A 20,254-nucleotide genomic window follows, 5' to 3' on the forward strand; every position below is an offset into this window, starting at 1 on the left:
CAGACGGAAGTCCCAGTTGGGTCGAGTTTGAGGTAGCAAATTGTGGAGATTCGTTGACGGCTGCTAAATCCTTTTCCTCAGATGCCATAGAAGTTTCAACTAAAAATATCTGGCGTTGTTAGCCACAGAGATAGTCTGGTTTATTTCAGCTCTCAGCCAAGATACCATGCGACCTCTGGTTTAGATCCATTGGATTTCAGGAGGGTGTAATATTTCTCAATCTTTAAAACTTATCTTTGTTCTAGTTTAACTAGGTTTACTGACTCTAAAAAGTTACCTTTATATTTTTATAGAGAAGTACTGATTTAATAGATCCATCTTTATGAAATTTTCTTGCTTTTAGGATTTCCGCAAAATCTCAAAGTTACGAGAAATCATCTAGAGACAATCCATAAGGTTATTGTTACAAATTAAGGGGGATTTAATTTAGGGTAAATAGAAGGAGCTTTCATAATATGAAATTGCGTAATTTTGCAACCTTAATGGCTGGCGCTGCGGCGGCTCTGTGCTTGGTATCTGTAACTGGGCAGCAGGCTAACGCAGGAACGATCTACAAAGATTGGAACTATGGAATTGATGCCTTTAATGATGGCTCTGGTGGTTCTGGTTATGAGATTAAGGGGATAGCAATCAAGGAAACCAGTGACAGCATTTTTGTCGCTCTGACTGGTGGTACGTCCTTGACAGGAACTTACGCGAGTGGCGCTGCTGACAAAAACATTGGTTGGGGAGATTTATTCTTTAATTTCACTGATAAAACTTTTAAAGCTGCTAGTGATGCAAAGAGTTTGTTTGGAATTCGCTTTGCAGCAACTAATGATTCAATGGTTTCCAGCACTGGCGTCTACCAAAATGTTCAAGCTGCTAGCGTCACTGCAACAAACGACGGATATAGCAGTTTGAAGCAATATTATAATTCTGGATGGGATCGGGAGAATACTCAAGGCACGGATTTGGCTACCAAAACGGATGCTTATGCATACTTCGGGGAAGGTTCCATTCTCAATGTAATTGGTTCAGGGACAAAAGTGGGTGACATTACCATGCTCACTGCCTCTGCATTGAGTACTGCTGGACTTGACTTCGCTAAATTCTCCGCAAGTGGTTCTCAGACGATTGGGTTCCAGTTTAGCAAGTCTCTGTTTGAAGGCGGTAACTACATTGCTAATACTTTTATTGAGTGCGGTAATGATGGGGTTGTCCTGAAAGGAAATCTTAAGGATGTACCAGAACCTTCTGGAATCGCTGGTATCGCTGTAGTAGGTCTGGTATTGGGCAGCAAACTGCGTAAGCGCCGTTGATTTTCGGGTTTATTTCGCGTTCATATGCAAAGAAAAACTTAGTGTATGAGCGCGAAATTATCATCCGTCCAATGTGCAACGCCCCTTGTTTGGGTAAGGTACATCTAGACAAGGTGCTAAAAAATGATATTGAACTGACTGGGAACACGTTTTACTTTCTGCGCTAGCGTAGAAAGTAAAACGTGTTCCCAGTTTGCCCTGTGTTGTCTAAACGTCCTGTTATACTTACCGGATTTATTGGTTGCTTGCTGATTTCCTTAAGTGCTTGCGCCAATAGTACCAACAGTGAAGCACTAGAGCGATCGCTCGCAGCAGACCCTAAACTTAAGGACAATCCGGCTGCGTTTGGGTTGCCATCTCAAAATAACTCTCCGAACGAAACGCTTGTTGCACTCCCCTCTGATTTCCCATCGCAGATTCCCGTCTATCCAGAGGCTCAGCTGCAAGAAGTCACGCCACCAACATCCGATACCACTCAAGGACAGACCCTTCGCTGGACGACTTCTGACCCCAGCAACTCTGTCCAAAGCTTTTACCAGAAGGAATTTCAATCGAATAATTGGGAAATTGTCAGTCAGCCAACCGAGACTGAGGAGGGTACTGTTCCTCTAACAGATACCTTAGTGGCTCGCCAGAATAACCTGAAAGTTACCGTCTCTATTCAGTCAGGTTCGGGTAGTAATAGCTTTATCTCAACACCCTCACCGACTCCAGCAACTGCTGCTAATAGTCCAACAAGTAGTGCAGCTAGTACTACACAATTTACCATTCAGTATGTCCGCGACGGCAGCGCAGCAGCACCGTCATCCAGTAACTCAGAGGTCGCCAGCCAGCCAACGACTGAGGCAACGACAGACAAGCCTGGGTCTCCTGCTCAACCCTCTGTATTTACAGATATCAACAAAGCACCCCAAGAATTACGTCAGTACGTAGAAAACCTGGCAGCGTTGGGGGTACTTTCGCTCAACGCTGGTGGTTCCAAGAGTAATTCAGCCGCAGGCGAACAGTTTGAGCCAAATAAAACCATCACCCGCCGCCAGTATGCGCGTTGGCTGGTAGCTGCGAATAATCAGATTTATAGCAATAGTCCAGGCAAGCAAATCCGTTTAGCATCATCAGATGTCCAACCGGCTTTCCAGGATATTCCCCGCAGCGACCCTGATTTTCCAGCCATTCAAGGTTTAGCAGAAGCAGGTTTAATTCCCAGCCGATTGACGGGTGATGCTACCGCTGTGTTGTTTCGCCCCGATGCACCGCTTACCCGCGAAAACTTGATTCTCTGGAAAGTGCCCCTAGATACCCGCCAGACTTTGCCCACTGCTTCGGTTGATGCGGTGAAGGAAACGTGGGGATTTCAGGATGCAGGCAAAACTGAGCCGAAGGCGTTGCGGGCGGTATTGGCAGATTTTCAAAATGGGGAATTGGCAAATATCCGGCGGGTTTTTGGGTATACGACGCTGTTCCAGCCGAAAAAACCCGTAACGAGGGCTGAGGCGGCGGCGGCAGTCTGGTACTTTGGCGCTGAAGGTGAAGGGGTATCTGCTCAAGATGCTTTGCAGAGCCAGCGTCAACAGAGCCAGCCATCACCGACATCTACGCCGGAGCCTACACCATCAAGTTCTGCTAATCAATAACTTGACAGTCAAAAACAGTCAATGAAGCGATCGCAATCAGGCAAATCCCTTGCTGGGGGGGGGGTAAGCGATCGCTTCGAGTATTCTTTGGAATACAACAGCTCCCTTTTAAGAAGCGTAGGCGGAGGCAGTGTCAGTACCTATTTAATAAAATTTTAAGAAAATAAAATTTTATTACTACCCCCGTGTGTTTTCAATGAATTTAGCCTTAAATTCACAGAAACTTCACACTATTTTGGCAGAAGTTTGTAAGAACTTCGTAGAAAAGTTTATAGAGTGGAGAAAAATGTAGCAGAAAATACGGAGAAAGAGATCACCATGAAAAAGCAAATTCTAGCCACAGGATTTGTGCTTTTTTCTTTCCTATTGCCACTTAAAGCAGTGGCGGCGTCCTTTGATAGAATTTTCGTTTTTGGTGACAGCCTCTCCGATACTGGCAATGTGTCCAATCTGACAGGAGGATTCTCTCCCCAATCTCCACCCTACTATCAGGGGCGCTTTTCTAATGGCCCGATTTGGGTAGATGCTCTGGCAAATAAGTTGGGATTAGCTCCGGCTCTGGTCACTGAACTTGCGGGAGGAGCTAACTCTAGCAACGGTATTAACTTCGCTTTTGGTGGTGCTACCTCAGGAACCAAAAACGTCGCTGGTCCGTTACCGGGATTGCAAACGGAGATCGATTTCTTTAAGAGTGGTTTGGCTGCAACCAAGCAGTCTGCTGACTCAGAAGCTCTATATATAGTATGGGCTGGTGGTAATGATTACCTCGGTGGTGGCGTTACAGATCCAACTGAGCCTGTCAAGAATATATCGGCAGCGGTAACATCGCTTTTCAACCTCGGCGCTCGAAATTTCCTCGTAGCTAATTTACCAGATTTGGGAAAGGCTCCTGTCGGTCTTAGTGGCGGTATTGCCATGTCCAACGGTCTCAACCAGTTGACCGAATTCCATAACTCGGGCTTGAGCTATAGTCTCGGTGAATTGAGCAAGTCATTAGACGGAATCAAGCTCAAATCTCTCGATATCAATTCTTTATTTAACAATGTCATCGCAAATAAAGAGAAATTTGGTTTCACAAATGTGACTGACTCTTGCCTAACCAACTACGCTCCTCCCTTGGTTTTGGACTACAAGGTATGCGATGACCCAGACAGTTTTTTGTTTTGGGATGCAATCCATCCTACAGCAGCTGGTCATAAGCTAGTGGCAGACTTAGCATTTGCAGCGCTGACACCCGCATCCGAACCTCAAAAAAGCGTTCCGGAACCGGCCTCGACATTGGGGATATTAGCCTTCGGGGCTTTAGGAGCAGGTTCGCTGAGGCAGCGCAAATCGGAAAAAGCCAGCTCAATAAAGACTGAAGCATAAAGTATGAATGCTCAAGGATGAAGGCGTTCCTGTTAAAGCCAAATTTCACCGTTCATCCTTGATATTTTATACTTACTACTTTTGAGATTTTAAGAATTCCTGAACTCAAATGACATGCTTTCTAATAAATTGAATAAGCTTATCAATAATTTACGCAATTAGTAATAGAATTATCCTACCGTTAATTTTTGAAGTCTATAAACCTTGCAGAACGTATCCAAGTTGGAAATAGTGTAAATAACCTAAAATTGCTACTCATATAATTAGAGAACTAAAATCATTGGGCGTTCCCACACTTCTACAAATGGAAAAATTCCGATTGTCTGCTACCTAGAACGACAGAAGAGCGGTGGTAGAGAAAATGTGTCTTTAGAGGGAAAACTTTTTAGTTGTCAAATATCAATTTAGTAAAAGACTAGATAAATAAACTTATTCACTAGCTTGACTACAGAAAAAACACAATGTCCTTCCAAAAAGTGTTTTCTAGCCTGAGGGCAGTATTTCTTGTGAGTGCGTTACCCCTCAGCGCGATCGCTGGGTTGCCAACAGCAGTAAAAGCAGCAAGCTTATCGCCTCAGAATTTTAATGAAATTTATGTTTTTGGTGACAGCCTTTCAGATGATGGAAATCTGTTTGATGCTACGAAAGGATATATTCCGCCAAGCCCGGTTTACTCTGATGGACGTTTTTCCAACGGTCCAGTTTGGGTAGACTATCTCGCCCAATATTTAGGATTAACTTCCAATTCAAATATTAATCTGGCTTACGGTGGTGCAACTACGGGAAACAGTAACGTCTTGAACGATATCGTTCCTAGCGTAGTGCTGAATTTACCAGGCTTGCAGCAGCAGATTAATAACTTCAAAAAAGCCAATTTATCGGCTAATCCGGATGCATTATACATCGTATGGGCGGGTGGCAATGACTACATCGGTGGTGGCGTAACCAATGCTGCTATACCAGTCGGAAATTTATCGACAGCAGTAACGTCGCTTGCTACATTCGGCGCTAAAAATATCATGGTGGTCAACTTGCCAGATTTGGGGGAACTTCCGGACACCCGGACAAGCTCGAATTCAGCCAACCTCAGTGTCTTGACGGCGACTCATAACTCCGGCTTAGCTGCAAGCCTCAATGGTTTGAGCCAGAACCTAGGTGACAGCATCAATATTATCTCCCTTGATGTTAATTCTCTCTTCGATCGGGTCATCGCTAATCCAAAGGAATTTGGTTTAGGAAATGTTACTGAGGCTTGTTTAGACAAATTAATTGCCTGTGCTGTTAATGCAGACAAGTTTTTGTTCTGGGATAACATCCATCCGACGACGACTGCTCATAAGATATTAGGAAAATATGCCTTTTCAGTGCTAGGGCAACAGACTCAGGCATCTGCGATCGCTAGTAATAATCAGCTATTGAGACAATCCGCCTCTGCAACGCTGACACCTGTACTGGTGTCCGACTCCCAGAAAAGCGTTCCCGAACCGGCTTCTACGTTCGGTATATTAGCGTTTGGTGCTTTAAGCGCGGGTTTGGTGCTGAAACGCCAACAGACGAAAGCCAGCTCAATCAAGACTGAAGTATAAAGGATGAAGACTCAAGGATGAACAGGTTCGTATTAAGGCTAAATTTCACCGTTCATCCTTGATATTTCACACTTCATACTTTTAGGCATGGCTTTGTTGGATTACGACAATCTGTTTAACACCATTGAAGAATTAGTGCTGCATCATTCTCCTAGCGGTGCGGAAGAAGAAATTGACCAATTGTTGATGAGTCGATTTAAAGCGCTGGGAGTCGAAGTTTGGCAGGATAATGCCGGGAATGTCATTGCGAAAATTGCCGGTCAAAAGCAAGACAGAGGCATCGCTATCACCGCCCATAAAGACGAAATTGGCGGAATTGTCAAACAAGTCGGCGACGAGGGACGGGTGGAAGTCCGCAGGCTGGGAGGTGCGTTTCCTTGGGTTTATGGCGAGGGCGCTGTAGATTTACTGGGAGACGAGCAAACAATTACCGGGATTCTTTCTTTTGGATCGCGCCACATCTCCCATGAATCTCCTCAAAAATCCCAGCAAGAAGACAAACCAGTGCGCTGGGAAGATGCTTGGGTGGAAACCAAATGCACGCCCGAAGAACTAGAAATAGCGGGAATTCGACCGGGAACCCGAATGGTAGTGGGGAAGCATCGCAAGCGTCCCGTGCGGTTGAAGGATTGGATTGCCAGTTACACGCTGGATAATAAGGCGTCTGTCGCAATTTTGTTAGCGCTGGCTGAAACCGTAAAACAGCCCCCAGTGGATATTTATCTGGTGGCGTCTGCGAAGGAGGAGGTCGGCGCAATTGGCGCAATGTACTTTACTCAGAAGCAGCGTGTGGATGCTTTGATTGCGCTGGAAATCTGTCCTTTGGCTCCGGAATACCCGATCGCTGATGGGAATGCGCCGGTGTTGCTTTCCCAAGATGGCTATGGAATCTACGATGAAGCCTTAAATCGTCAGTTGCGGCAAGTTGCGAAGAATCTGAAGATCCCCGTGCAATTGGCGACGTTGAGCGGTTTTGGCAGCGATGGCTCAATTGCGATGAAGTTCGGTCATGTGGCCCGTGCTGCGTGTCTGGCGTTTCCGACGCAAAACACGCACGGCTATGAGATTGCCCATTTAGGCGCGATCGCAAACTGTACGCATATCCTCCGCGCCTACTGCGAAACCGACTTTAGCGATTCGTCAACAGCAACTGATAACTGACAAAGGACAATTGATCCCTGCAATTCCTTACAATTAAGCCAGTTATCCTGTGACAGCAGTTAAGCCTTGTATGCCCAAAACTGTAGCCGATGTTATGAGCCGCGACCCTATCGTGGTACGGCCTGAAACGCCTCTCAAAGAGGCCATCCAAATCTTGGCAGAACGACACATCAGCGGTCTGCCAGTAGTCGAACAAACTGGCAAATTAGTGGGCGTTATCTCGGAAACTGACTTGATGTGGCAAGAAAAAGGGGTAACTCCCCCGGCTTACATCATGTTTCTAGACAGCGTGATTTACCTGCAAAATCCAGCCACCTTTGAACGAGACCTGCACAAGTCTCTGGGGCAAACGGTTGGAGAAGTAATGACCCACGATGCCATTACCATTACAGCCGAGAAACCTTTACGGGAAGCAGCGGCGCTGATGCACGAGCGAAATGTTCGCCGCTTGCCGGTGATTGATAAAAATGCTCAGGTGATTGGTATCCTCACCCGTGGGGATATTGTGCGGGCAATGGCATCTGAGGTGGATTAATCTTGGTCATTAGTCAATGGGAGTTTGCTGCAAAGGACTCATGACTAATGACTCATAACGAGTGACAACTGAAAACTAATCAATAATCAAATAATAATGAGCATTACCCCTGAGTCTGTTAAAGAATTACTGGGTTCAGAAAATTTTGGCGATCGCATTCGCGGTATTAACCAGCTGCGCCAGCTGGAAAGGGCGATCGCGTTTGAGCTGGTGCAACCCGCTGTGACAGACAGCAACACCCGCGTTAGATATGCCGCTGTCAGCCAGATGGATACTCTGGGACAGGAAGATTTGCAAACATCTTTGAGTGTTTTGCGCGATCGCTTATTCAATGACTCGGAAGCAGATGTCCAAGCTGCCGCTGCTGATGCTTTGGGAGCGCTACAGTTAAAAGAAGCTTTTGAGGACTTGCAGCAAGTTTACAACCAAACCCCAGAGTGGCTCGTTAAGTTCAGCATTGTTGCTGCTTTGGGAGAAATGGGCGACAGCAGAGGGTTTGAACTTCTAGAAGAAGCCCTCACCTCTGGGAACGACTTAGTCCAAACTGCTGCTATCTCTTCACTGGGGGAACTGGGAGATCCGCGTGCAGTTCCCCTGATTGTTCCCTACTCCACCCATTCGGATTGGCAGATCCGCTACCGGGTCGTACAAGCCCTCAAGCGTCTAGGTGGAGCAGAAGCACGCTCAACATTAGAAGCTTTAGCGAATGATGAAGTCGAGCAAGTAGCCCAGGAAGCACAAAATTGTTTAAAATCCGCTTAAATAACTGGTTAAAGTATCTCTAAAATTACCATAGCCTGATACGAGCCGTTTTTTTGGCTGGAAATTAAACGGGCGAAGCATTCCTTTCTTTAACTAGGGGTTTATCCCCAACGTGGAAAGGGCTTTGCCCGTTTTCACATTTATTTTTTAAGTATTTTCTCGTAATAACTATTAGCTTTAGCAAGTTTAAAAGTTAATTTTTCAGTATTTCCCGCACTTCAATTTTTAACTTTCCAGTGTTTCTTCGTATATTTAATTTATTTTTAAATGGTATGAAATTAGTAAACCGTATTTTCCCGGAAATCCCAAAAATTGTTTTTATTTAATCGTTAAAAATCCGGATACATATATATTCCCGCTTCTAAAGCCTTACTTCACACCAACTTTACAAGTTTTTGGAGAAACTACGGCTGATGTTAAAGAGTCAGTAAAGATACGTCCGAATGATTGCTATCCCCTCGAATGATTCCCTATATTAGGAAGAACAAAGCCAAGCATATTTACGCGGTCTTCTGAGTTTGCTACTAAAAGTTAGAGTCATCTCTTAGGTAATTGGTCTTCGTTCATCAGGTGCTTAAGTAGTTTTCAACGCACTCATCCGTATCACTCAAGCAAACTACTAGGTTCAACAAAAAAATAGCAACACGGCTCAATCCCTAAATATGCGGACATTAAAAATCTTGAACTTCGGATCAATTAAGGTGAACCAGATGAAACTTCAACAGACTTCAGCCTTCATGAGCTTATTGGCTGGCAGCCTTCTAGCTTTTTCCGCGACTTCAGCTCAGGCTTTCGCTCCATTCACGTTCGACACCACCTTTTCTCCAAATCCTGCTGACCCCAAGAAGGATATCAAGCTAGAAGCAGTTACTATTAAACCTACACTCGAGGTCGTCAAAGACTTCTCGCTGGTTACAGGTGCCAAAATTGTCAAAAATGAGCTGAAAAAAACTGGTCCAGGCAGTTCCGACCACGGCGTTGATACTGTCAGCGATTCATACCTGCCAGAAGGCCCCAAAAAGGAAAACCCGACTGCTGCTGATATCGTTGCTAGCTTAGGCAACCTGAATCTCAACAGCATCATTGACACTGAAGACGACTATGGAACATCTATAATCGATGTTTTCTTCGGGAAGGCAACCGACACATTCTTCTTCTTTGAAAGAGGCAACCCTTTTACAAAAGATCCTAAGGTAGAAGATCTAGGCCCTGGGAACAGCGATCTATTGGTTGAGTCTCTGGATAAATATGGAAAAGTGCTAGAAACGTTCACGATTACCAGATATATGTGGACTAAGACTGGCTACAGTATCGCCACCAAAGAAATCAAAGGAACCGACCACGAAATTCAAGAAGTTGGTTCTTATGGTCTGAAGGCGTCAAAGAAGGCTATGGGTCTCCGGTTGACAAGCCACAAGGGCTTTAACGGGCCTGACTATAAGGTATTCGCTCAAAACGTGAGCGTGCCTGAACCAGCAAGCCTTGCAGGTTTAGGAATGGTAGCAGGTGCTTTAGTGGTTTCTCGCCGCCGCCGTCAAGCTGCTAAGTCCTAATTCTCCATTGTTTTAAACAATGCATATATTAATCGGGATTAGATGCTGAACAAGGCTTCTAGTCCTGATTTTTTGCCAATTTAGAAAAGATTGCGGGTGAGGTAGACTGCCAAACGCCAGATAATGTCATCTTGAGGCTGAGCTTGGACAATTGCTGGTAGCTACGACAGATATGTTGCTGGATAAGTCGATTTTAGCGATCGCGTTTCTTCTAGCCGCTAAACTATCAGACACTGAATAGTTTAGATGCATGAAAATTCGAGATATTGGAGAACAAGGTTTATTAGAACGATTGCAGCGCTTTTGTCCGCCGGAAGTTGTGGGGGATGATGCGGCGGTGATGACCCTTCAGCCTGGTCAAGAATTGGTAGTGACAACCGATTTACTGGTAGATGGAACTCATTTTAGCGATCGCACCACTTCCCCAGAAGACGCTGGCTGGCGTGCTGCTGCTGCCAATTTATCCGATCTAGCCGCAATGGGGGCACTGCCTCTGGGCATTACTGTAGGTTTGAGTGTCACGGGTGATACACCTGTCACCTGGGTTGAGCGACTCTATCAGGGACTCACCGAATGCCTGCAACAATACAATACAGCGATCGTCGGCGGCGATATTTGCCGCTCATCGGTGATTACCGTCGCGATTACCGCCTTTGGTCAAGCTTCACCAACTCAGATCCTTCGGCGCTCAAATGCTCAGGTAGGGGATGCCATTGTCGTCACCGGCGTTCACGGAGCCTCACGAGCTGGTCTAGAATTACTGCTTCATCCAGAGTTTGGTCAACACCTCAGTGAAACTGACAAAGCATCTTTAATCGAAGCTCACCAGCGTCCCAAGCCTAGGCTAGATGTATTGCCGCTTTTGTGGGAAATTTTAGATTTTCCATCCCACATCCAAAATCTAAAATCTAAAATTCCCGTGGCTGGCATGGACAGCAGCGACGGTCTAGCAGACGCCATTGTGCAAATCTGCCGGTGCAGCCGAGTGGGTGCCTATATCGAGCGCAGCGCAATTCCCCTTTCTCATGCCCTTACTCAGCTCGTGCCTGCCGAGCAAGCTCTGAATTGGGCCTTATACGGTGGTGAAGATTTTGAACTGGTGCTGTGCTTACCGTTAGAAAAAGCCCAGGCGTTAATCAAACGACTGGGCAAAGGAGCTGCTGTGGTCGGGAAAATTACTATCGGCTCAAACGTCTTGTTAGGAGACTCTACCGGCGTCTATCCCGACCAACAACTCACCCTAAGCCAAAGCTTTCAGCATTTTTAAGCTTTCCACTTCTGACCCACCAGTTCAGCCAAGTCTACAACCCGCTGAGAGTAACCCCACTCGTTGTCGTACCAAGAGACAACTTTAACCAGGTCTCCGCCCATAACCATCGTTAGACTGGCGTCCACAATGGAAGAAGCATCGGTACCCCGATAATCGCTGGAGACTAGCTCCAGTTCGTTGTATTCCAGAACGCCTTGCATAGGGCCTTCAGCAGCAGCTTTCAGCGCTTGGTTCACTTCATCCGCGAAGGTTTGCTTCTCGACTTGAATCACCAAATCCACTACGGAAACGTTTGGAGTAGGCACCCGCAAAGCAATTCCATTCAGCTTGCCCTTCAGCTCTGGCAACACCAAAGCTACTGCTTTGGCAGCACCCGTTGAAGTGGGAACAATGTTGAGCGCTGCTGCCCGTGCCCGCCGCAAATCCCGGTGAGAAGCATCCAGTAAGCGCTGGTCGCCGGTATAGCTGTGGGTGGTGGTCATCGTGCCTTTAATAATGCCGAAGTTTTCGTGCAGCACTTTGGCAACAGGCGCTAGGCAGTTGGTGGTGCAGCTGGCATTGCTGATCACAACGTGCTTGTCGTGGTCGTAGTCTTTATCGTTGACGCCTACCACAAAGGTGCCATCATCGTTTTTACCGGGAGCGGTAATCAGAACTTTCTTCGCTCCAGCCTTTATATGCTTGGATGCCCCTTCCTTGCTGGTAAAGACGCCAGTTGATTCGATAATCAGGTCAATGTCCCAATCTTTCCAGGGCAAGTTTTCTGGGTTGCGATCCGATGTGCATTTGACCGTTTTGCCGTTAACAGTGATGGAGTTGTCATCGTAACTGATATCAGCGTTAAACTTCCCAAGCATGGAATCATATTTCAGCAAGTGGGAGTTGGTTCTTGGGTCAGAAGTGTCATTGATCGCGACGACTTCTATATGGCTATTTTCCCGACCCAGCCAGCATCGCATAAAGTTACGTCCGATGCGTCCAAAACCGTTGATCGCTACTCTAATCACAGCGTCTTGCCCTCTGTCTTGTGACCTACAGAATTTTCCTGTTAATGACCCCAATCATATCGCAAAGGCTGAACAATTCTACCTAGTGGTTTGCAGCGATTCTCCTAAATCGAATCCGTTGTGGATCGAAACGAATCTTTCTTGACTGGAAAAAGGACAAAATCTAGAGAAACCGCGCGATCGCTGACGTGCTCGTTTCCAGCGTGGCACAACTTCTACCGCTAGAGGCTATGGGAAGGGGCGCGAGTCGAAGCGGAAGTGAACCGATTTTGAGGCTTTTGCGAGCTGAATTTTGGCCTAGATAATTATTTTATTGGTTTTTTTCTCCGATTTAGGCGATTTAATTGCTAATTAAATCTATTTTCTTATTATTAATCCCTGTAAAAACTTGTAGCTATTGTTTGGTACGAATAGTGCCTAAAAGCATAAAGTGAAGAATTTCAATTTTTTGACGGTAGGAGCATTAGGTACTCTGAGAACTACAGAAATCGCAAGTTTTAGGGTACTCGATCTCATTCCAGCGCCTAGTCTAACTGGTTGTTCCATATCTACCCCGAAACTGGTTGCTTAAGTTAAAAGCACTGATTGAGTTGTTTAACCTCGCTTGCGAGTTACGGAGGCTAGGTTAAGTACAAAGAAGCGCTACCAGCTTTTGACTAAGTGCTAAAACTTAAAGCCGAGACGACTTCATCTCCTGGTATTTACGAGGCTACAGGCTTAGTAGAGGACAGTATCAAGAAGCGATCGCCCACTCGCCAACTATGATGCAGCCATTCAACCCCAGCCAAATGACCTATTAGCGTTGTTTGACAAAGGGAATGCTCTGCCTGAATCGGGACGTTCTGAAGCATTCAAGAATCATTAAAATAATGATTCAAAATTAAAACGGCTCATAATTTTGAATCATTATTTTAATTCCAAATTAATTTAAAATCTCGCCTCCGTAGAGGTTGTGGATGGAAATATATACTCTGACAGCTTCTGGGACTAAATAACGAATCGAGTGTTTTTGGCGACAATAGTGGCGAATCAAACTTGATGAAATGCCCACTTTCGGCATTTTCAACAACTGCCAGCGAATCGTCAACTCTTGGGCGACAAGCTGTTGAACAATCTGCTGGCAGAGCAAATTTTCTCGGTTATCATCCACCGGGATCGGCAGTTCTTCTGGACGCGGTGCCACCAACCATTCACAAGCGGGTACAAGTTCCTGCCGTCGATGCCAACGAGGTAAGGTTCTGAAAGCGTCCGTGCCAATAATCCAGTGCCAGCGGCTATTCGGGTAGAGAATCTGGAGGTCTAAAAGGGTATTAATGGCATAATCTGGACGGGTGCAATTTGTCTCTAGAGGCGAGAAAACAAAGTTTGGATGGTCTGCGATCGCTTGTTGCACCATTTGAGCGCGATGCTCAAATTCCACCGCCACTTTGTAGGCAGGACAGCGACTCGGTACCCAAATGACCTGGTTTAGAGCCGCTTGAGATAAAGCAGTTTCCGCCATCAACAGGTGTCCACAGTGAATGGGATCAAAGGTTCCACCCAAAATTCCCAAGTTTTGCATACAAGATCCGTTGTGGCTTGTTTCCTATTCTCTAGGTTAAGCAGTAAAAATGCGGATGATCTGCTACTGTCTTGGTGTTAGTCTTTGCAGGAAGTTTCCGGACTGAAATGCATTTTGACGTGTAAAGATAAAAACCATCCCATGATAGAAGCCGCTCTATTTAGGAATGACCTAAAGTGCAGTTATAGCGACCGAAAGCGGATTCTGCGATCGCGCTCTGGGATTGTGCTGTAAATCTTGGCAAGGTTGTATCAAGAAAAATCAATTCTTGATATGATAGCGCGTGTTATCCGTGCAGCCTGGTGTGGTGTGGTGTGTAAGGAGCTAAGATGCCGAATACTGTTGATTTTACCGGGAGGCCGTTTCATTTCATCGGCATTGGTGGAATTGGAATGTCAGCTCTCGCCTACGTTCTAGCCAAGCGTAAGCTGCCTGTATCTGGATCGGATATTCATTCCAGCCATATTACTAAACGTTTGCAGGCCGTTGGCACTCATGTTTTTGGAAGTCAAGACGCCGCAAACTTGGAATTTTTTCAACCAACCGAGGACTCAGCCTACGAAGCATTACCAACGGCAGTCATTGGTATAAGCGATCGCCTGGAACCCTCCAGGGAACCTGTAGAAACTGGAGCAACTCGGTCGAGTAATCGAGGGTCATCTACGAACCTAAGGGCAATGGCTCTGCCCCAAGTGATTTGTTCAACTGCAATCAATCCGGCAAACTCTGAATATCGGGCAGCTATTGAATTAGGCTGTCCGATTTTTCATCGTTCTGATTTATTAGCAGCTTTGATTCAGGATTACCAAAGTATTGCTGTCGCTGGTACTCATGGGAAAACTACAACTAGCAGTTTGATTGGGTATTTACTGCTACAAGCAGGATTAGACCCAACAATCGTGGTAGGCGGTGAAGTGAATGCCTGGGGAGGCAACGCACGGTTAGGAGACGGTCCCTATCTAGTCGCGGAAGCGGATGAATCAGATGGGTCGTTATCGAGACTCTCAGCCGCAATTGGTGTGATTACAAATATTGAACTGGATCATCCAGATCACTATGAATCGCTCGAAGAGGTGATTAGCACCTTCCAGATATTCGCTAAACGCTGTAAAACCTTGGTGGGGTGCATTGATTGTGCTGTAGTTAGAGATTCTCTGCAACCCGCAATCAGCTATAGCTTGCAGCGAGATTCTGGGGCTGATTATACGGTCGATCGGGTGGATTATCGGGCGGATGGCACAGAGGCACAAGTTTGGGAACGGGGAGAAATTCTGGGGAAGCTCTCCTTAAAGTTGCTAGGCAAGCACAATCTCAGCAATGCCCTAGCAGCCGTGGCTGTGGGTCGTCAGCTGGGGATGGATTTTGAGGTAATTGCAGAGGCGATCGCGACCTTCGAGGGTGCCCGCCGCCGATTTGAGCTGCGGGGCGAACGTAATGGCATCTACTTTGTGGATGATTATGCCCACCATCCCAGCGAACTTCTGGCAACCCTGTCAGCAGCTCGCTTGCAAGTGTTGCCGCCGCGAAGGCTTGTCGCTATTTTCCAACCACACCGCTACAGCCGGACGCTCGCTTTTTTACCGGAATTTGCTCAATCTTTTAAAGATGCCGATATTGTGATTCTCAGCGATATTTATAGCGCCGGAGAACCTAATTTGGGGCAAATTAGCGGTGAACAAGTCGCGGAATTAGTGGCGGGTAATCATCCGAACGTGCATTACCAACCGTCTCTCCCGTCCATCTGTAAGTTACTTACAGATACCCTTCGACCGGGCGATTTGGCTCTGTTTTTGGGGGCGGGGAATCTAAATCAGATTATTCCTGAGGTCATGGCGTTCTATCAAAAAACTGACGAAGCCAGTCTCAAGTAATCGGTGATGACTGAATCCGTTAGCTGCATTGAAGTCGTACTTATGAGTAAAGAAGTTCCCAGCTAACAGATTCACTCAAAATTACTCAAAACTCATGTTGTGGCCTCAGCTGTCTCGGCATTCAAATTTGTGAATTGATATGACTCTCTCTTATGATCCAGCCAGCGTTGTAAACGCTTCTTCCCCCCAGAAAAAATCCACCAAGTCTTCTTCCCCGCTTTACCTACCAGGAACCGATTGTATTGTGCGATCGCAAGCTCCCCTCTCCAGCCTGACCTCTTTTCGAGTGGGAGGACCAGCCGAATGGTATGTAGCTCCCCGCCGTACCGAAGAACTGCAAGCTAGTTTTGAGTGGGCGCGGTATCAAGAATTGTCGATCACCCTCTTGGGAGCCGGTTCAAACTTACTGGTGAGCGATAAAGGTCTTCCCGGTTTAGCCATCTGTACTCGCCATCTCCGCCACACCAGCTTCGACCCCGAAACGGGTCAGGTGAGTGCAGGTGCCGGAGAACCCATCGCCCGCCTCGCATGGCAGGCAGCAGAACGCGGTTGGCAAGGGTTGGAATGGGCTGTTGGCATCCCCGGTACAGTCGGCGGCGCAGTGGTGATGAATGCAGGCGCTCACACCAGCTGTACCGCTGATATTTTAGTTAACGTCCAAGCCCTCTCACCCAGCGGAAAAGCTGAGATTTTGACACCACAACAACTGGGATTTGCCTACCGCACCTCAATTCTGCAAGGAGGCGATCGCTTGGTGACGCAGGCAACCTTCCAACTCCAACCGGGAGCCGACCCAGCTAAAGTTATGGCAACAACTGCCAAACATCTAGAGCAACGGCGAACCACTCAACCCTACCATTTGCCAAGTTGCGGCAGCGTTTTCCGCAATCCCGATTCTCACAAAGCTGCCTGGTTGATCGAACAAACCGGACTCAAAGGCTACCAGATTGGCGGTGCCCAAGTCGCCCAACGCCATGCCAACTTTATCCTCAACTGTGGCGGTGCTAAAGCAAGCGATATTTTCCATTTGATTCGCTATGTTCAGCAGCAAGTGGAACAGCATTGGTCTCTGTGCTTAGAACCAGAAGTGAAAATCTTAGGTGAGTTTCAGCCTGCTTAAAGGTGTCGCCAGACGCCAGGGATACTAAGATTGAAATTGGCTTGCAAGTCTATCGCATACGGCATTAATAGTTATGACACAGAAAGGATTTGGCTTTGGCTTAGGCAAAATGAAAGAACTAGCCGAAGCTTTTAAAAAAGCCCAGCAGGTTCAAGAAGGTGCCAAAAGGCTCCAAGAAGAATTGGAGCAAATGGAGATTGGGGGAGAGAGCAGCGGTGGAAGCGTTAAGGTTTTCCTCAGCGGCAATCAAGAACCTCTGCGGGTAGAAATTTCAGCAGACGCCTACAATCAGGGAGCAGATGCTCTAGCTGAACTTGTAACAGCGGCAATGAAAGATGCTTACGAAAAATCCACGGCAACAATGCGATCGCGGATGGAAGACCTCACCAGTGGACTCGACCTGCCACTGTAACCCTTAAGGGATTTCCCAGGCATCAATATCTGCCGCTCTTCTTAGGCAGGCTTCTCGCCTGCCACTTACTTATCGTAGAGAGACGGCTAGCAGGCAAAACTGCGGGAATATTTCCTAGGTTTAGCAATCTTTATAAGATAGGCATAATAACTTCAGGGATAGAGGAGAATTTGGCTCTACACTACTTGTTCTCTCCTCTGCTCCCTGGCTCTCCTGCCTATTGCGGCTGCTTTGCTGGCTGTATCTGTAGCCTTGGTAACTCCAAAAATGTTTTGTAGAGCCGATCTGCCAGCACTGTATTGGCTTCATCCGTCAAGTGAATGGCGTCTGAAAAAGCCTGACCTGGGAAATTCTGGTAAAGCTTGTAAAAATTCAGCACTTTCACATTTTCCGGAAAACTTCTCTGTAACTGCCCAGTCTTTGTGTCTATTTGTCCATAACCGGCTTGTACTCGCTGGGTGTAGGTTGAACCGAGTTCGCTTAAAAGCTCCCGTTCTCTGAGAGAAAGATTATTCGCTGAACGCCCGGTGATTTCTGGCTGAACTACCAAAACCAATGGAATCTGCGCCGCTGCTGTCAGACGAACCATCTGTGTCTGGTGATTTTGATAACGCTTAACCCGACGCTCCAGCTCAGTGTTGTTAGCTGGCAGACGTTGTGCTAAAGGGACGCTTTCCTCACTCACTGCCATCGTCAGCTGGTCCACAGACGGTTGTGGTTTTAACACCCAATACTGTGTTGCTTTCACTAAATAGGTCTGATTGAGCCAGCGATTCATGTCCTGAGTCAGCTCAAACCACAGATACCCTGCTGCATTGTTCAGAAAGTTTTCTATATAAGGGATATCCGTTTCATTTTCAGTGCTGGGTAGCATTAAGTCTGCATACCCGTTCAAAACCACAATCGCATCAGGCTGGTAAGGCAAAATCTGGAGGGCAAGCCCAGCCAGTTCGTTCCCCGAAGTATAGCCAGGAACCGCCGCGTTAATGACACGATAGTTGCCTTCCCGAATCCGTAGCGGCAAGGCGAGTGCTTTCACCCGTTCTGGCTTGTAGTAGGGCAAGAAATCCGGGCGAAATTTCTCTGGAGAAGCTTTCTGCTGCTTTACCCGTATATTCAGACTACCTTCGAGCTTATGGGCAAACGTGGTTGCGTTATTGGAACTCATTTGACCAAAAGCTGTAGAACCGCCCAAAATGAAAATCCGAATTTCATCTTTGGGTTTCGCTTGAGAAACCGGCTGGTCATCACGAAAACCCTGTTCGTTAATGCGCCAGAATTTGCTCTGTTGATTTCCTGCCAGCTGATATCCCACTGATAAACGCCGTTTGGCAACCAGACGCCCAGAATTCGGTAAACCCCCGTAGGTTTGCTGGTTTTGATCGAGGAATTTAAGGCGGTAGGCGGTAACTTCTGTCGGTTCACCTTCATAGGCTGCCAATTCAGCATTTTTGCCCGCAACGCTCACAGCAACCCGTGCAAGCAGTTCCAAGAGAATCAAAATGAGGGGCAAAGCTAGGAGTAGGATGAGGAGCGAAGGCGGCTGGCGGCGTTTTTGGTAAGGTTTGTAGCGGGACTTTTTAAACATCAAGTAATGAACCTCAAATGACCAACGAACAAAGGAAGTAAAAGGCAAAAAAGGGATGATTAAATGCTTGCCTTTCGCTTTCATGAGTTGCCGGTGGAGTCAGGCAGAATAACAAAAGTAAAGATTAACTCAATCCCGGCATTCGTTATCCCACTGCGATCCCAGTATGCAGCAATTTCGTTGCTAAACTTAACACCGGGGTAGATGACCACTTATGATTAATGAGTTATACCGATTGGCTTTCCTCTAATGCTGGTGCGGAATTAGAGACTTGTGAATGGGGAAGTGTATCAATCATTAAACGTACAAAACTAGACATCTTAGCATCAAATGTCCTACAAGTTATTATTCGTTTGCCTGGGTAATATTTGCCGGTCGCCTGCGGCAGAAAACATCATGAACCATTTGATTGAGCAAGCAAACTTAGGGGAACGGATCATCTGCGATTCTGCCGGTACAGCTGGTTATCACATTGGTCGTTCCCCCGACCGACGCATGGGAGTAGCCGCAGGACACAAAGGAATTAAACTCCAAGGTCAAGCGCGGCAGTTTCAAAGGTCTGACTTTGAGGACTTTGACCTGATTCTGGCAATGGATCGGGAGAATTACCGCGATATCCTCTCCCTTGACCCATCAGGGCAGTATCGGGACAAGGTGCGGCTGATGTGTGACTTTTGCACCCGCCATACTGGGACTGAGGTTCCTGACCCCTACTACGGTGGTCCGGAGGGGTTTAACCAAGTCATCGATTTACTTTTAGATGCCTGTGAGGGTCTGCTACAACACGTTAGTCAGGCTAATCGCTAATGGGCTAATTCGATTCAATAATTAGCCATTAGCAATTGACTATTCCACTAGATGATGCTCTAAGGCAAAACGCACCAGTTCGGCTCGGTTGCTAGTTTCCGTTTTTCTCAGCAGGTTGCTGACGTGCTTTTCCACCGTCCGAGGACTGAGGTGCAACTCGTTGCCGATGTCGGCGTTAGATAAACCCTTAGTGAGTAAATCGAGAACTTCCTGTTCTCGCTGAGTTAGGTTGAATGAGTTTGAAGGAGTATGTTGGGGAAGCCCAGGAGCTTCCACTTCCTTCTCTGGTGTGGCAACAGCATGAATCAGCGATCGCCATTCGACTTGAATCATCTGCGATCGCTCTAAAAGATTGCGAATCACGGCCCCCAACTCATCCAACTCAAACGGCTTGGGCAGATACAGATCGCAGCCTAATTGGTAGCCCCGAATCCGTTCTGAGGTCGTTGCACGCTCCGTTAAGAAAATTACTGGTAATAGACGAAACGCTGGGCGTTGACGGAGACGCCGCACCAGTTCATAGCCATCCATCCGGGGCATCATAATGTCTGTTACCAGCAAATGAGGATGATATGACTCAACTAAACTGAGAGCTGCTTGACCATCCTCAGCTGTAATAACTGAGTAGCCAGACATTTCCAGATAATCGCATATAGAAAGCCGAATTCCTGGATCGTCATCGGCAACCACGATGAGCAAAGGCATGGGCACAGAGGAA

The 20,254-nt window shown here is 46.8% G+C and carries 18 protein-coding genes; 13 read left to right on the forward strand and 5 right to left on the reverse strand.

Annotated elements, in window-relative coordinates:
- The first annotated feature begins 455 nt into the window (after positions 1–455).
- The 9 genes from NDI44_RS07025 (at position 456) to thiL (ending at position 11,167) form a co-directional block, all read left to right on the forward strand.
- Positions 456–1,301 carry an XDD3 family exosortase-dependent surface protein gene (locus tag NDI44_RS07025; RefSeq protein ID WP_190410549.1) on the forward strand — a complete coding sequence of 282 codons (846 nt, stop codon included), beginning with the start codon at positions 456–458 and terminating at the stop codon, positions 1,299–1,301.
- 200 nt (positions 1,302–1,501) lie between these two features.
- Positions 1,502–2,935: an S-layer homology domain-containing protein gene (locus NDI44_RS07030; protein ID WP_190410550.1), complete on the forward strand. Its 1,434-nt coding sequence runs from the start codon at positions 1,502–1,504 to the stop codon at positions 2,933–2,935.
- 318 nt (positions 2,936–3,253) lie between these two features.
- Positions 3,254–4,303, forward strand: coding sequence for an SGNH/GDSL hydrolase family protein (locus NDI44_RS07035; protein ID WP_190410551.1), 1,050 nt, complete (start codon positions 3,254–3,256; stop codon positions 4,301–4,303).
- Between the two features lie 461 nt (positions 4,304–4,764).
- Positions 4,765–5,889 carry an SGNH/GDSL hydrolase family protein gene (locus NDI44_RS07040; protein ID WP_190410552.1) on the forward strand — a complete coding sequence of 375 codons (1,125 nt, stop codon included), beginning with the start codon at positions 4,765–4,767 and terminating at the stop codon, positions 5,887–5,889.
- Between the two features lie 87 nt (positions 5,890–5,976).
- Positions 5,977–7,050 carry a M20/M25/M40 family metallo-hydrolase gene (locus NDI44_RS07045; protein WP_190410553.1) on the forward strand — a complete coding sequence of 358 codons (1,074 nt, stop codon included), beginning with the start codon at positions 5,977–5,979 and terminating at the stop codon, positions 7,048–7,050.
- Between the two features lie 70 nt (positions 7,051–7,120).
- Positions 7,121–7,585: a CBS domain-containing protein gene (locus NDI44_RS07050; RefSeq protein WP_190410554.1), complete on the forward strand. Its 465-nt coding sequence runs from the start codon at positions 7,121–7,123 to the stop codon at positions 7,583–7,585.
- A gap of 96 nt (positions 7,586–7,681) precedes the next feature.
- Entirely contained in the window at positions 7,682–8,347 is a 666-nt protein-coding gene (gene nblB, locus NDI44_RS07055; protein ID WP_190410555.1) for a phycobilisome degradation protein NblB, read from the forward strand.
- A 710-nt stretch (positions 8,348–9,057) separates the two neighbouring features.
- A complete protein-coding gene (locus NDI44_RS07060) occupies positions 9,058–9,900 on the forward strand; it encodes an exosortase-dependent surface protein XDP2 (protein ID WP_190410556.1) in 843 nt (280 codons plus the stop codon).
- Between the two features lie 250 nt (positions 9,901–10,150).
- Positions 10,151–11,167, forward strand: a complete 1,017-nt coding sequence (thiL, locus tag NDI44_RS07065; protein ID WP_190410557.1) for a thiamine-phosphate kinase — start codon at positions 10,151–10,153, stop codon at positions 11,165–11,167.
- Here thiL and NDI44_RS07070 read toward each other — a convergent pair.
- From NDI44_RS07070 to nadD, 3 genes are all read right to left on the reverse strand, one after another.
- Positions 11,164–12,177: a type I glyceraldehyde-3-phosphate dehydrogenase gene (locus NDI44_RS07070; protein ID WP_190410558.1), complete on the reverse strand. Its 1,014-nt coding sequence runs from the start codon at positions 12,175–12,177 to the stop codon at positions 11,164–11,166. The two genes, thiL and NDI44_RS07070, sit on opposite strands and share 4 nt — an antisense overlap.
- 701 nt (positions 12,178–12,878) lie before the next feature.
- A complete protein-coding gene (locus tag NDI44_RS07075; protein WP_190410559.1) occupies positions 12,879–13,028 on the reverse strand; it encodes a hypothetical protein in 150 nt (49 codons plus the stop codon).
- Positions 13,029–13,099: 71 nt separating this feature from the next.
- Entirely contained in the window at positions 13,100–13,738 is a 639-nt protein-coding gene (gene nadD, locus NDI44_RS07080; RefSeq protein WP_190410560.1) for a nicotinate (nicotinamide) nucleotide adenylyltransferase, read from the reverse strand.
- A 329-nt stretch (positions 13,739–14,067) separates the two neighbouring features.
- On the opposite strand from nadD, the gene murC reads away from it, so the two are divergent.
- The 3 genes from murC (at position 14,068) to NDI44_RS07095 (ending at position 17,141) form a co-directional block, all read left to right on the forward strand.
- Positions 14,068–15,609 carry a UDP-N-acetylmuramate--L-alanine ligase gene (gene murC, locus NDI44_RS07085; protein WP_190410561.1) on the forward strand — a complete coding sequence of 514 codons (1,542 nt, stop codon included), beginning with the start codon at positions 14,068–14,070 and terminating at the stop codon, positions 15,607–15,609.
- 139 nt (positions 15,610–15,748) lie between these two features.
- Positions 15,749–16,729: a UDP-N-acetylmuramate dehydrogenase gene (gene murB, locus NDI44_RS07090; protein ID WP_190410562.1), complete on the forward strand. Its 981-nt coding sequence runs from the start codon at positions 15,749–15,751 to the stop codon at positions 16,727–16,729.
- A gap of 73 nt (positions 16,730–16,802) precedes the next feature.
- On the forward strand, positions 16,803–17,141 hold the full coding sequence (locus NDI44_RS07095) for a YbaB/EbfC family nucleoid-associated protein (protein ID WP_190410563.1): 339 nt from the start codon (positions 16,803–16,805) through the stop codon (positions 17,139–17,141).
- A 217-nt stretch (positions 17,142–17,358) separates the two neighbouring features.
- Here the strand turns inward: NDI44_RS07095 and NDI44_RS07100 are convergent, their stop codons facing one another.
- The gene (locus NDI44_RS07100) at positions 17,359–18,729 is read right to left on the reverse strand and encodes an SGNH/GDSL hydrolase family protein (RefSeq protein WP_190410564.1); all 1,371 of its coding nucleotides are present in this window, start codon (positions 18,727–18,729) and stop codon (positions 17,359–17,361) included.
- A 330-nt stretch (positions 18,730–19,059) separates the two neighbouring features.
- Here NDI44_RS07100 and NDI44_RS07105 point away from each other — a divergent pair, with 330 nt between their 5' ends.
- The gene (locus NDI44_RS07105) at positions 19,060–19,536 is read left to right on the forward strand and encodes a low molecular weight protein-tyrosine-phosphatase (protein ID WP_190410565.1); all 477 of its coding nucleotides are present in this window, start codon (positions 19,060–19,062) and stop codon (positions 19,534–19,536) included.
- Positions 19,537–19,575: 39 nt separating this feature from the next.
- Here the strand turns inward: NDI44_RS07105 and NDI44_RS07110 are convergent, their stop codons facing one another.
- The gene (locus NDI44_RS07110) at positions 19,576–20,241 is read right to left on the reverse strand and encodes a response regulator transcription factor (protein ID WP_190410902.1); all 666 of its coding nucleotides are present in this window, start codon (positions 20,239–20,241) and stop codon (positions 19,576–19,578) included.
- Positions 20,242–20,254: the final 13 nt, after the last annotated feature.

The organism is Trichocoleus sp. DQ-A3, from assembly GCF_039961975.1.
Classification (GTDB): Bacteria; Cyanobacteriota; Cyanobacteriia; order Cyanobacteriales; family FACHB-T130; genus FACHB-T130.